12 protein-coding genes are annotated in these 12,646 nt (G+C 61.1%); 10 read left to right on the top strand and 2 right to left on the bottom strand.

The features are described from left to right. Position 1: 1 nt before the first annotated feature. Together QTL96_RS28340 and QTL96_RS28345 are read right to left on the bottom strand one after the other, a co-directional pair. Complete coding sequence (locus QTL96_RS28340; RefSeq protein ID WP_289730062.1) at positions 2–1,576, bottom strand: ABC transporter ATP-binding protein; 1,575 nt, start codon at positions 1,574–1,576, stop codon at positions 2–4. 74 nt (positions 1,577–1,650) lie between these two features. After that, positions 1,651–2,772 carry a BMP family ABC transporter substrate-binding protein gene (locus QTL96_RS28345; protein ID WP_289730064.1) on the bottom strand — a complete coding sequence of 374 codons (1,122 nt, stop codon included), beginning with the start codon at positions 2,770–2,772 and terminating at the stop codon, positions 1,651–1,653. Positions 2,773–3,123: 351 nt separating this feature from the next. Here QTL96_RS28345 and QTL96_RS28350 point away from each other — a divergent pair, with 351 nt between their 5' ends. From QTL96_RS28350 to QTL96_RS28395, 10 genes are all read left to right on the top strand, one after another. Continuing rightward, positions 3,124–3,459 (top strand): hypothetical protein, encoded by a 336-nt coding sequence (locus QTL96_RS28350; protein ID WP_289730065.1) that lies wholly within the window; start codon positions 3,124–3,126, stop codon positions 3,457–3,459. Positions 3,460–3,472: 13 nt separating this feature from the next. Further along, positions 3,473–4,141, top strand: coding sequence for a Rieske (2Fe-2S) protein (locus tag QTL96_RS28355; RefSeq protein ID WP_289730066.1), 669 nt, complete (start codon positions 3,473–3,475; stop codon positions 4,139–4,141). Further along, entirely contained in the window at positions 4,141–4,773 is a 633-nt protein-coding gene (locus tag QTL96_RS28360) for a glutathione S-transferase family protein (protein WP_289730067.1), read from the top strand. Before QTL96_RS28355 ends, QTL96_RS28360 begins: the two co-directional genes overlap by 1 nt. Positions 4,774–4,792: 19 nt before the next feature. Then, positions 4,793–6,595 (top strand): adenine deaminase C-terminal domain-containing protein, encoded by a 1,803-nt coding sequence (locus QTL96_RS28365; RefSeq protein ID WP_289730068.1) that lies wholly within the window; start codon positions 4,793–4,795, stop codon positions 6,593–6,595. Further along, entirely contained in the window at positions 6,595–7,524 is a 930-nt protein-coding gene (locus tag QTL96_RS28370; RefSeq protein WP_289730069.1) for a LysR family transcriptional regulator, read from the top strand. The genes QTL96_RS28365 and QTL96_RS28370 overlap by 1 nt, the downstream gene beginning before the upstream one ends. A 93-nt stretch (positions 7,525–7,617) precedes the next feature. Then, positions 7,618–8,118: a thiamine pyrophosphate-binding protein gene (locus QTL96_RS28375; protein WP_065692718.1), complete on the top strand. Its 501-nt coding sequence runs from the start codon at positions 7,618–7,620 to the stop codon at positions 8,116–8,118. Next, positions 8,115–8,723 (top strand): thiamine pyrophosphate-dependent enzyme, encoded by a 609-nt coding sequence (locus QTL96_RS28380; RefSeq protein WP_132669412.1) that lies wholly within the window; start codon positions 8,115–8,117, stop codon positions 8,721–8,723. Before QTL96_RS28375 ends, QTL96_RS28380 begins: the two co-directional genes overlap by 4 nt. A 31-nt stretch (positions 8,724–8,754) precedes the next feature. Continuing rightward, positions 8,755–10,317, top strand: a complete 1,563-nt coding sequence (locus QTL96_RS28385) for a GMC family oxidoreductase N-terminal domain-containing protein (RefSeq protein ID WP_289730070.1) — start codon at positions 8,755–8,757, stop codon at positions 10,315–10,317. 44 nt (positions 10,318–10,361) lie between these two features. Then, positions 10,362–11,744, top strand: a complete 1,383-nt coding sequence (locus tag QTL96_RS28390) for an amidohydrolase (RefSeq protein WP_289730071.1) — start codon at positions 10,362–10,364, stop codon at positions 11,742–11,744. A gap of 10 nt (positions 11,745–11,754) precedes the next feature. Continuing rightward, a complete protein-coding gene (locus QTL96_RS28395) occupies positions 11,755–12,624 on the top strand; it encodes an aromatic ring-hydroxylating dioxygenase subunit alpha (protein WP_113196961.1) in 870 nt (289 codons plus the stop codon). The last annotated feature ends 22 nt before the right edge of the window (positions 12,625–12,646 follow it).

Genomic DNA, 12,646 nt, shown 5'->3' on the forward strand with positions numbered 1-12,646 from the left:
GCTATGCGACCTCACGGACCTGGGTACGGCCACCCATCAGCAGGCCGATTTCGTCGATATCGGTCTTGTCGTTGTCGACGATCCCCATGATCTTCCCTTCATAAAGCACGGCAATGCGGTCGGAGAGGTTGAGCAGTTCTTCGAGTTCCTCGGAGATCAGAATGATGCCAGCGCCTGCATCGCGCAGCTCGACGATGTAGCGCAGCATCGTGTTGATGGCACCGACATCGAGGCCACGGCTCGGATAAGCAGCGATCAGGACCTTGTCGGCAATGCGCATCTCGCGCCGGGCGACAAGGCGCTGTTGGTTGCCACCGGACAGATTGCGGATCGGCATTGCGAAATCCGGAATGGCAACCTCGGCGGCCGAGGCGATCTCCTTGGCAAGTGCGGTTGCAGCACTGGGTTTGTAGCTTCCGGCTGACGAGACCGGCGGCTTCTTGTATTCGCGCATCACGGCATTGACTGTGATGCTCATCGCCGGTGCGAGGCCGCTGTGCAGACGGTCTTCCGGAACATGACCGATGCCGCTTTCGGCAAAGGCTGCGGCGTTGCTCTTGTCAACCGGTTTGCCCGCAATCAGGATCCGGCCGGCACTCACCGGGCGGATGCCGGTCAGCACCTGGCTGAGCTCGCGTTGACCATTGCCGGCGACACCCGCAACGCCAACGATCTCGCCCGCCCGAACATCGAGCGAGATGCCGTGCAGTGCTTCATTGCCGCCGTCACCGATCGCCGAGACATTTTCGAGTGATAGTACAGGCTGTGGCGACATCGGGGCCGCGCCTGCTGGGCGCTGGCGCATGTCGGCCAGCACGATGTCACGGCCAACCATGAGCTTGGCAAGCATGCGCGGATTACAATCGGCCGTGTTTTCGGTGGCGATCTTGCGGCCGCCGCGCAGAATGCTGATGCGGTCGGAAATCTCCAACACTTCATCCAGCTTGTGGCTGATGAAAATGACGGCATTGCCGGCGGCCACGAATTCGCGCAGCGCCTTGAACAGTTCGCGCGCCTCGGCCGGCGTCAAAACGGCTGTCGGCTCGTCAAGGATAAGGACGCGTGCCTGTCTGGCAAGTACACGCAGGATCTCGACGCGCTGCTGTTCGCCGGTCGAAAGATCGCTGACGCGGGCGCCTGGATGGGTTTTTAGATTGAATTTCTCGGCCAAGTCGGCGGTGCGCTGCTCCAGTACCTGCGCGGAGGCACGGCGCGGCGTTTGCGACCAGCCGAGATGGATGTTCTCGGCAACCGTGAAGGCCTGGACCAGCTTGAAATGCTGGTGCACCATGCCGATGCCTGAGGCGATTGCCTGCAGCGGCGTCGCGAATTCCTTGGCGTAGCCGTCGATGATGATCTCGCCGGCGTCCGGCTGGTAGATGCCGGTCAGGATGTTCATCAGCGTCGACTTGCCGGCGCCGTTTTCGCCAAGCAGCGCATGGATTTCACCCGGCATCACCTCCAGATCGACATTCTCGTTGGCAATGACGCCTGGAAAGTATTTCGCGATGTCCTTCAGCTGGACGAGCGGGGGAGCTCCTGCAGGCGGCGTGTAATGGGTCGCATTTTCGATCATGGAATGGCACCGGAGCTTGAAGGCGGGGAGCCCGGCCGACTAGAGCGGCCGGGCTCTTGGCTTGGGAGGCCGGATCAGGAGGTAAGGCCGGTAACACCCTCGACCGACCAATCCCAGTTGTAGAGTTCGAGCTCGGTCATCTTCTGCCCAGCGGCAACGCGCACCTTGCCGGTGGAATCCTTCAATTCGCCGGTGAAAGGCGACCAGCCGCCCATGATCTTCTCGCGGACGGCATCGGCCGCTGCGGCAACATCTGCCGGAACCTTCTCGCCCCACTTGTCACGATCAACGCCGGCGCCCATTGCAAACAGCTGCTCGCTCGGCGCCCAGGTGCCGGCAAGACGCTTGCCGACCTGATCGACATAGAACTTGGTGAAATCGATCAAGATCGATGAGACATAGGAGTTCGGGCCGTAGCGACGGATGTCGGTGTTCCACATGGCCGCCCAGACGCCGCGCTTTTCTGCGACCTGCAGGTAGCCCGCTTCGTCCATGATGCCGAAGAGGAAGTCGCAGCCATTGTCGATCAGGGCCGTACCAGCCTGCGTTGCCGCCTGCGGATCGAACCAGGAGTTGATGACGATCGTCTGCACCGTTGCATTCGGGTTGACGGTGCGTGCGCCCATCAGGAAGGCGTTGGTCGAGGCGTAGACGGAGGCAACCGGGAAGGAAGCGACGTAGCCGAGTTTGCCGGTCTTAGACAGATGGCCCGCGGCGACACCGAGCACATAGGTCGGATACCAATGGGCCAGATAGTACCAGCCGAGATTGTCCATCGTGACGTGGCCGTTGCATTCCATGAATGCCACATCGGTCGCGCGCTTGACCACCTCATGCAGGAAGTCGCCGTTCGACGAGGTGTCGAAGATCATGTTCGCGCCTTCGGAGACGAACTGGCGATAGGTGCGCGTCGCGTCGGCCGAGTAGGGGATGTTTTCGACTTCAAGGATCTTCTTGAGCTTCGGATAGGCTTCCTTTACGGCCAGCAGGCCCTGGTGGTGTGCCCATGTCCAGCCCTCGTCGGAGATCGGCCCGACATGCCCGAAGCCGATGACGGCTTCTTCTTCCTTGATCGCAGGCAAAGGCGAGGCGGCTAGAGCCTGGCGGGCGAGGCCAGCCGGGAGCAACATTGCCGCTGCACCAGCAGCACTCATGTTCAGAAATCCGCGGCGGGAAAGCGTACGCAAGTCAATCATGTGATCCCCTTCTGGTTTCTACGCGGTTGGCCGCGCTTTTGATCTGTAATAGTTCGACCCTACCGTTCTTGACGCAACAATTATGCCAGTTGCCAAACGGAAGCTGGTCCGTCCCGAAGCGCATCCCTGCAGTGCTATTCCAGCGGCTCTCGGTCGCCGTGGCCGCGTGGATGGCGACGTTGCCTAGTGTGTTTTGCGCGCGGCGATCACGGGGTGGAAACAACGGAACCAGGCGAGACTGACAAATCACCAATGTTCCGAATAGTGCGAATTTTTCGATGATACCAATGCGTAGAAGGCAACAAGCCACGACGAAAAGCGGCTTGAATTTCGGTCCAGACAATGCCTAGAATGCCCAAAAGTAATGCATGTTTATTTTTTATGCATTCCGCTTTAATTTTGAGCGGAGGCACGCGTCAGGATGGAGACGATAAGCGAGCAATGTCCGGACTAATTCAAGGCGCGTATTTCACCTTCCGAGGGCAGATGGTGTGCGAGAGCTTCACCGAATTTGCATTGCATCGCGCCCGACGGCTGGATCTGGAGATCAGCATGGGCGCTTGCGATACAGCGTCGGCCACCTTGTCCGTTCGGGGGCAGGAAGATCTGGTTGACGCGTTCGAGATGGCCTGCAGCCTCGGCCCCTATGATTGCATCATCGTCGATATCGAACGCGCAACCGCTTGAACAGGAGTGGACTATGAAATTGAATGAGGGATGGGTGCCCGTCGGGTTGTCCTCGTCAATCGAAGCCGGGACATCGGCAGGTGCGACGATCGAGGGCGACGAAATTGTCGTCTGGCGCGACAATAGCGGCAATGCACATGCCTGGGAGGACCGCTGTCCGCATCGTGGCATGCGCCTCAGCTTCGGCTTCGTCCGCGGCGATCATATCGCCTGCCTCTATCACGGCTGGCAGTACGATACGACGGGACAGTGCCGCTACATCCCGGCCCACCCCACACTCGACGTCCCGCAGTCGATCAAGGTTCCGATCTACCGGGTCGAGGAAAAGTACGGCATCATCTGGACGACGACGGCGGAAGATGTTTCGATCCCGGAGACCGGCGCTACGGAGATTACGCCGGTGCGCAGTCTTTATGTCGACCGATCGATCGATGCCGTCGTTGCTGCGTTCACTGGGGCCGGAATGACAAGCCTTGGCATCAATGCCGGCGAATTCGTCAATGGCGACGATGTCGTGTTCGTGGCATTCCAGGCAACGACGGAAGCCAAGACTGCCGCGCACATTGTCCTTTTCGGCTCTCTTGCGGTCTATGGCGGCGCAAAGCAGAAGCACTACGCGCAATGGGCCGAGGGGCTGCGGTTCGAGCTCGAGGCCGAGCAGCGCGTGACAGAGGTCGCCTGATGTCTGATATCACGCTTTACAATTACGAACTCGACGAACAGAGCTATCGTGCGCGTCTCGCGCTTTCTATGCTGGGCCTCGAGTGGACGACAATTTCGGTCGATATGTTCCCAGGCGCGGAGCAGAAAAAGCCCGCGATGCTGGCACTGAACCCGCTAGGTACGCTCCCTGTCGTGCGTGATGGCGACCTTGTGTTGCATGGCGCCGCGGCAATCCTGCTCTATCTCGCCAAGGCCTACGATCCGGCCGGAAAATGGCTGCCTGAAGAACCCGCGTCCTTCGGCGCCGTGGCGAAATGGCTTGGCTTCAGCGAGACGGCGATCGCGCCGGCTATCGAAGCCCGACTGCAGGCGCTGTTCGACACATCAGGCGATGCAGCCGCACTGCGTCAGGCCGCGCGCAAGGCGTTTCGCATCATGGACGACCACATGACCGCACGTCACTTCGACGGCAAGGATTGGTTCGTCGGCGATGGGCCGACACTCGCGGATCTAGCGCTCTTTCCCTCCTTCGCGCTCAGCCGCGACTATGGTGTCGAACACGACGAATATCCGGCGCTTCGCCGTTGGATCCGTCGTTTCCGCGCCTTGAAGGGCTTCCATACGATGCCGGGTATTCCCGACTACCACTGATTTTCAGATCGGAGTTTTCATGAGCCCTTTGACCCGTTTTTCCGTGAAGCCGCTTTCAACACTGACACGCACCCTGGCCGACGTCGCCTTCGGGCGATCCGATCCGGACATCGTCATCCAGGGAGCGCGCGTGCTGTCGACTTATTCCGAGCGCATCCTCGGCGATAAGGAAATCTGGGTTTCGAATGGCCGCATCGCGGCGGTGAAGCCATCGGGAACCTATCGCGGCGGGACGGCTAGGCTCTATGATGCGCGAGGCGGAATTATCGCGCCGGGCCTGGTCGATCCGCATATTCATATCGAATCCAGCATGGTGACCGCCTGCGCTTACGCGGAAGCAGCGCTTCTCAACGGGACAACCACGATCTTCTGCGACAGTCACGAGATCGGCAACGTCATGGATGTCGCCGGCGTCGAGGCGATGCTGGAAGACGCGCGTCATGCGCCCTTGTCGATCTTCCTCACGGTCCCGAGCACCGTGCCGGCGACATCCCCGCAGCTTGAGACCGCCGGTGGCGATCTGACGCCCGGCAAGATCGCGGCCCTGTTCGACAAATGGCCGGAAGCCGTGGCGCTCGGCGAGAAGATGGATTTCGTGCAGGTCGCGATGGGCGACGAGCGCAGCCATGCGATTTTGGCCGCGGCACTGCAGCGCGGGCGCCCGGTCTCCGGCCATGTCTACGGCCGCGAATTCGTTTCCGCCTATGCCGCAGCCGGCGTCACCGACACACACGAGGCAATCGATCGCGACATCGCAGACGACTTGCTGGAGGCCGGCATCTGGCTGTTCTTGCGCGGTGGCCCGCCGACGACGCCGTGGCACAGCCTGCCGCACGCCATCAAGACGATCACCGAGCTCGGCGCTTCGCACAAGCGGATCGCGGTCTGCACCGACGACCGGGATGCCGACGATCTGCTTCTCTTTGGCCTCGACTGGGTGACGCGCGAAGCCGTCAAGGCGGGCATGACGCCGGAACAGGCTTGGGCCATGGGCTCACTGCACGGCGCAACGCGCTTCGGCATGGAAAACGACATCGGCGGCCTTGGCGGGGGTCGGCGCGCCGATCTCGTCCTGCTCAACGACAACCTGAAGCCGGTAAACACATGGTACGGCGGCGAATTGGTCGTCGAAGACCGCAAGGTGACACCCGTTCTCGAAACCGCGCTGTCCAAGCCCTATCGCTATCCCGATGCTGCCTATCACACGGTCAAACTGCCGAAAAATCTCAAGCTGACCCCCGACCTGCCAACCGAACCTGTCATCGCCCACACCATCAAGACCGAACTGCCCGGCATCACGCTTGGCCATTCCAAGATCACGCTGGAACCTGCCAATAACTGGCAGACCCATTTCGATCGTCACGGCCTCTGCTTCGTCACCGTCGTCGAGCGCCACGGCAAATCCCCAGGTAACGTCGCTCATGGTCTGCTGCACAGTTTCGGGCTCAAGAGGGGCGCGGTGGCCTCGTCTGTCGGACACGATAGCCACAATATCATCGTTGCGGGCACCAACGAGGCAGACATGCAGGTCGCCATTCAGGCGATCGAGGAAAAGCAGGGCGGTGTCTGCGTCGTCATAGATGGCAAGGTTACCGCCATGGTGCCTTTGCCGATTGCAGGACTGCTCTCAGACAAGCGCGTGCACGAAGTCGCAGAAGAGGTCAAAGCGCTCAAGATCGAATGGGAAAAGGCGGAGTGCACCATCGCCTATATGGGCTTCAACCTGATCCCCCTGTCGGTCATCCCCGAGATCCGCATTACCGACAAGGGTCTCGTGCTGGTGCCTGAAATGGCAATACAGCCACTCTTTGAGACGATTTAATGGACCCATACCGCCTGGGCCTTCTTGCCACCCGCATCCACTATTTTCAGCTGGTTGCAAGGCTTGGTTCGATCCGTCAGGCATCCCAGGCTCTCAACGTCGCTCCGTCCTCCGTCAGCCGCATCCTGCGGCAGTTGGAGGACGAACTTGGAGCATCCCTGTTCGAGCGCGTGCGCCAACGCCTCAAGTTGACGAGTGCCGGGGAGCTCATGCTCTACCGCGCCCGTCTCAGCCTCTCCGAGTTGAACCGCGCCTGCAGCGAGATCACCGATCTGCATGGCCTGCATCGCGGAACCGTCTCCGTCGCCGTGATCGAGAGCGTCTCGCGCGGACTGTTACCGGAAGCGCTCCAGGAATTCTGGCAGCGCCACCCTGGTATCACCGTAGATGTCCGCGTCATGGGCTCCCAACCGGCCGTCAACGCGGTGGCCGAGGGTGAGTGCGACCTTGCTGTCATGTTCGACATCAAGGTGCCACGCAATGTTCGACGGATCGCAACGGTTTCTTTGCCGCTCGGTGTTCTCGCCTTGCCGGAGAGTCGCTTTGCCGCGAAGACGGAGCTGCGGCTGTTCGATCTTGCCGGCGAACGCATCATCCTGTCGGATTCCAGCCTGACGCTTGGCGCCTGGCTCGAAGAAGCCTTCAGCCGCTCGCTGGTCGACATCACGCAACGCAGCCGCACGAACTCGATCGGGCTGATGGTGGATCTGGCCAAGCGCAATCTCGGCACGGTGTTGCAGACACGTGTCGGCATCGAGCAGGAGATCTTGGACGGAACGCTGACATTCATACCGCTGCGCGATCCCAAGCTCAGCCCAAGAAAGCTGATGCTGTTGTCGCGCTCGGAAAAAGAGATGTCCGACGCGGCCTCCGCCCTCGGCAAGCTGCTGTCGCAGGCGATCGAGCGCTTGGGCGAGAACGGGATTTGAGTTGTTGCGTCTAGCGCATCACTTGGATCGAAAATTGCAGACTATTCGAAACATTTTCAGTTTGCGACCTTCCCTATGAAATGAGGACGCACCATGAAAAAATCCGCAGTTGATGCCGTCATCCGAGGCCTGAAGAAGGCCGGCGTGAGCATCGTTTGTTACCTTCCCGATTCCCTTTTCAAGGAGTTGTATCCAGCGCTCGACGCCGATCCTGATATTCGCACCATCCGGGTCACAAACGAGGGCGAGGGCGCGGCGATCTGTGGCGGTGTGTTCCTGTCTGGAAAGCGGGCCGCGCTGATCATGGAGAACTCCGGCCTGCGGGCGTCGGTCGAGCCGCTTGCCCGCATGGGCCTTGGCGCCGGCATCCCTGTCGTCATGCTGATGAGCTATCGCGGCGAGATGGGTGAAAACAACTGGTGGGCCATTCCTCACGGCATCACCATGGAGCCGGTGCTCAACGCGCTGCGCATTCCCTATCAGGTGGTGCGCGAGGAAGAACGCATCGAGCGGGCGATCGCCGACGCGTATGAATGGTCTTACGCCGCCTACTACCATTCGGCCGTGGCTCTGGGCGGGGAGATCGTTCGATGAAGCGCTTCGATTGTATGACGGTCCTCTCTGCCCGGCTCAAGGACGAACTGGTCATCCTCTCGCTCGGCGCCAGCGTCGACGAATGGTACAACGCCGCGCCGCACATGCGCGAGGCAAGTCTGTTCCAGCAGCAGCTCGGCTGCGTCACGCCGCAGGCCTTTGGCCTGGCAGCCGGTCTGCCGCATCGCCGCATCGTCTCCCTCGATACCGATGGCGGAATGATGTTCAATCTCGGCATCCTTGCCACGCTCGGCAACGAGCAGCCGAAGAACCTCTTCGTCGTCGTCTGGGACAACGAGTGCTACCAGTCCATCGGAGGGCCACCAACCCACACGGCGTCCGGCCGCGTCGATATTGCAGCCATCGCGCGCGGGGCAGGGGTCGAACAAGCCCATACCGCCCGCTCGCTGGAGGAATTTGAAACGCATTGCCAAGCGGGTCTGAAGGCGGACGTCCCCTATGTCGTCGTTGCCAAGGTGGCCGGCACCGTTCAGCCGGACATCAAGCGCAAGCACAGCGACGGCCGCGAGGACAAATACATCTTCGTGCGTCATGTCGAGGCGACCGAAGGCATCGTCATCATGGGTCCTAGCGAACACAACTGAGGCACAGCGAAGATAAGGAATGCCGCATCCAATGCCTGCTCCGACCATACCGCAAAAACCCATTGCCGCAGCCTACGACTATATCGTCGTCGGCGCCGGCTCGGGTGGTTGCGCGGTTGCGCGGCGGCTGATCGATGGCAGTGATGCCACTGTTTTGCTGATCGAAGCAGGCGGCCCCGGCATCGGCATTGCCGAGATCGACAATCCCACCTCCTGGGTGTCGCTCGGGCGCAGCAACTATGACTGGGGATACGACTACGCACCGAACCCGCGCGTCAATAACCGAACCATAGGCATTCCCCGCGGCAAGGTGCTTGGCGGTTCGAGCAGCATCAATGCGATGATGTGGTATCGTGGAGACCCGCGCGACTACGACGGATGGGAAGCGGCCGGAGCACAAGGCTGGTCGTTCAAGGACGTCCTGCCCTATTTCAAGCGTGCCGAAGACTGGGAGGGCGGAGCATCCGAACTGCGCGGCGCCGGCGGCCCTCTTCGCATCGAGCGCAGCAAGGCGCCTCATCCCGTCGCCGAAGCGATGCTCGGCGGCTCTGCCGAGCTCGGCATCCCCGTCATAGACGACCCCAATGGCCCGTCCAACGAAGGAGCGGCGCTCTCCAACCTCAACATGTCGGCGGGCGAACGCTGGAGTTCGGCTAGAGGCTACCTCTGGCCGATCTTCGACAATGAACGTCTGACGATCCTTACCGATGCGCTGGCGATCGGTCTCGGCGTCGAAAATGGTCGCTGCGTGTCGGTCAAATACCTCCACGCGGGAGAGGTGCGGGAGGTCCGAGCAACCGCGCATGTCATCCTGGCGCTTGGCGCTATCGACACGCCGCGGCTCCTGATGATGTCGGGCATCGGCCACCCCGCGGAGTTGAAGCGGCTTGGTATCGATATTCGCCTTGCTCTTCCCGGCGTCGGCCAGAATCTCCAGGATCACCCGCTGGTTCAGGCCTGCGTGTTTCGTGCCAAGCAATCGCTCGGCCCGGTGCGCGATAATGGCGGCGGCGCGGTCATCAACTGGAAATCGTCTGCAGCTTTGGCCCAGCCGGACCTGCATGCCTTTCCGGTGCAAGGCAGCAGCGCCGGACCGCGCATTCGCGAACTCTACGACCTGTCCGGGGATGTTTTCTCGATCGGCTGCGGGCTGATGCACTCGAAGAGCGTCGGCTACATGCGGTTGCTGTCCGCTGAACCCGGTGGCGCGGTCGAGATCCAGCCAAACTATCTGGCGGAACAAGGCGACCTTGATGCGCTGGTAACCGCTGTCGAAACCATGATGGAGCTTGCCACGACACGGAGCTATGCCGATTGGTTCGGCGGCTACGCGGCGCCCTCGCGGCAGCTCTCAAAGGCAGCGATCGTCGACTACATCAGGAACGCCTGCTCGACCTTCTTCCATGTCAGCGGCACTTGCGCGATGGGCAGCAGCGAGGCGGCCGTCGTCGACCGCAGGCTGCAGGTGCGCGGCATCGATGGCCTGAGCATCGCCGATGCCTCGGTCATCCCGATTATCCCCACCTGCCATACCCACGCGCCGGTGACGATGATCGGCGAACGCGCCGCCGACTTCGTTCTCGAGGAGGCCTGAAACTTGCATGCGATGCGTGAACCCGAAACGAACTGGATGATGGCATGACCACGGATAAGCAAATTGTCGCCGGCGACTACCTATTGACGATGGACGCTGAAAACCGTGTTGTCTCGGATGGCGCAGTCTTAATCGATGGCAGCGTCATCGAAGCAGTTGCCCCCCTTAGCGAGCTTGTCGCGGCCAATCCCGACGCCCCCGTCCGGAAAATCGCAAATTCCGCAATCATGCCAGGACTGGTCAACGCCCATGCGCATTCCGGCTTTCTGCGAGGCACGGCGGAACACCTGCCGGTGTGGGACTGGCTGACGCTGCACATCAACCCGATGCATCGGGCACTTCAGCCGCATGAAGCCGAGGCCGCATCCTGGCTCTGCTATGCCGAATCCGTCCTCGCCGGCACGACGACGATTGTTGACATGTGGCGGTTCATGGAGGGCAGCGCCAAGGCGGCGAGCGCAATCGGCAACCGCCTCGTGGCGGTGCCCTATGTCGGAGAACATCCGGAATATAACTATTTCGATACGCTCGACATGAACGAGGCGATGATCGAGACGTGGCACCGCAAGGCCAATGGCCGCGTGAATGTCTGGGTGGGACTTGAGCATCTGTTCTATGCCGACGAGGTGGGCCAGCAGCGCGCAATCCAGCTCGCCAAGACCCATAACACTGGTTTCCATACCCACTGCAGCGAAGCGGAAATCGAGCTCGCCGAATTTGACAAGCGCTATGGCAAGCGGCCGATGTATGCGTTGGCGGATCTCGGCTTCTTCGAGGCGCCGCGTACGATGATTGCTCATGGTGTCTGGCTGGACTCCGCCGAGGTCGAGTTCATCTCGAAGTATAACGTCTCGATTGCCCACAATCCCGTCAGCAACATGAAACTCGCCAGCGGTATCGCCCTCGCGGGAGAGATGCTTGCCGCGGGCGTTCCTGTTGGCATCGGCACGGATGGCGAGAAGGAAAACAACAACTTCGACATGTTCGAGGAGATGAAGGTCGCTTCCCTGCTCGGCAAGCTGAAAGACCTCGATGCCGCCGCCATGGATAGCTGGGATGTGCTTCGCATGGCCACTATAACCGGCGCCAAGGCGATCGGCCTCGACCACGAGATAGGTTCGCTTGAGCCGGGCAAGCGCGCCGACCTGATCGCCGTGCGCACCGACACGCCGCGCATGACGCCGCTTTTCGGCGAGGGCCCTTACTTCAACCTGCAACACAATCTCGTGCACGCCGTGCGTGGCGGCGATGTCAGCCTCACCATGGTCGATGGCAAGGTCCTCGTCGAAGACGGTCAGCTGAAGACCGGCGATCTCAACGAGATCATCGCCAAGATCCACCGCATTGTACCGCCGCATTTTGCCCGCCGCGCCGCCTGGCTGGCCGAAAACCGCGAGGGCACCGCGCAATGGACTAAGGCGAGCTGAGGAGACTGATGTGGCCAAGACGACCGACCGTGCAGCGCTGAACGAATGGTACGCCGTCGAAACCTCCACGGACCTGACTACCAAGCCGACCCGCGCGCGCCTGCTTGGACAGGACATCGAGCTTTTCCGCCGCGAAGACGGTGAGGTGGTCATTCGCGAGATCGAGGGCGGCTGGCCCTCCGGTCCAGCACTTCCGGTGCGCGAGAAATACGGTTGCGTATGGACGACGCTCGGGCAGCCCAACAAGGAGGTCTTCGACATCGCCGAAGCCTTCGAAAGCGACCGTCGCTTCGTGCCGTGCGGTTGGGTGAAGATGCGCGCCTCGGGGCTGCGGGTCGTCGAGAACTTTCTCGATATGGCGCATTTCCCCTTTGTGCACGCGGATATTTTGGGGGCCGAACCGCATACCGAGGTGCCGGGTTATCTCAGCGAAATCCGCCGCGATGTCGATGAGGTCTGGGCAACCAACTGTACCTTCTTTCAGCCACGCATTGCCGCGACCGAAAGCGAGGGCGCATTCGTGCAGCTCACGTATCGTGTCCCCACCCCCTTCGTCGTCATGCTCTATCGGGTATGTCCGACTGCACCCGAGCGGCTTGATGCAATCGCGCTCTTCATCCATCCGATCGAAGAAGACCTCTGCCGTGCACAGCCGGTGATGTATCTCGTCGACAGCAGTTCGACACAGACGGCTCTGCTTAATTTCGAGCAGGTCATCTTCCTTCAGGATCGCATCCTCGTCGAAAATCAGCGTCCGCTGCTTCTCCCGCTCGAACCACGACAGGAAATTCCGACCCGCGCGGACAGTTCCTCCGTCGCGTATAGGCGCTGGCTGAAGGAAAAGGGCGTGCTCTTCGGCACGACGGCGGGAGCGCCCTGAGCATGATAGCGGGACAACTCTC

The sequence above is a fragment of the Rhizobium sp. S163 genome, from assembly GCF_030380805.1.
In the GTDB taxonomy this organism is placed as follows: Bacteria; Pseudomonadota; Alphaproteobacteria; order Rhizobiales; family Rhizobiaceae; genus Rhizobium.

Bases quoted from the DNA above. Each gene is read 5' to 3' on its own strand.
- QTL96_RS28340 (WP_289730062.1), bottom strand. From the start codon at position 1,576: ATGATCGAAAATGCGACCCATTACACGCCGCCTGCAGGAGCTCCCCCG.
- QTL96_RS28345 (WP_289730064.1), bottom strand. From the start codon at position 2,772: ATGATTGACTTGCGTACGCTTTCCCGCCGCGGATTTCTGAACATGAGT.
- QTL96_RS28350 (WP_289730065.1), top strand. From the start codon at position 3,124: ATGCCCAAAAGTAATGCATGTTTATTTTTTATGCATTCCGCTTTAATT.
- QTL96_RS28355 (WP_289730066.1), top strand. From the start codon at position 3,473: ATGAAATTGAATGAGGGATGGGTGCCCGTCGGGTTGTCCTCGTCAATC.
- QTL96_RS28360 (WP_289730067.1), top strand. From the start codon at position 4,141: ATGTCTGATATCACGCTTTACAATTACGAACTCGACGAACAGAGCTAT.
- QTL96_RS28365 (WP_289730068.1), top strand. From the start codon at position 4,793: ATGAGCCCTTTGACCCGTTTTTCCGTGAAGCCGCTTTCAACACTGACA.
- QTL96_RS28370 (WP_289730069.1), top strand. From the start codon at position 6,595: ATGGACCCATACCGCCTGGGCCTTCTTGCCACCCGCATCCACTATTTT.
- QTL96_RS28375 (WP_065692718.1), top strand. From the start codon at position 7,618: ATGAAAAAATCCGCAGTTGATGCCGTCATCCGAGGCCTGAAGAAGGCC.
- QTL96_RS28380 (WP_132669412.1), top strand. From the start codon at position 8,115: ATGAAGCGCTTCGATTGTATGACGGTCCTCTCTGCCCGGCTCAAGGAC.
- QTL96_RS28385 (WP_289730070.1), top strand. From the start codon at position 8,755: ATGCCTGCTCCGACCATACCGCAAAAACCCATTGCCGCAGCCTACGAC.
- QTL96_RS28390 (WP_289730071.1), top strand. From the start codon at position 10,362: ATGACCACGGATAAGCAAATTGTCGCCGGCGACTACCTATTGACGATG.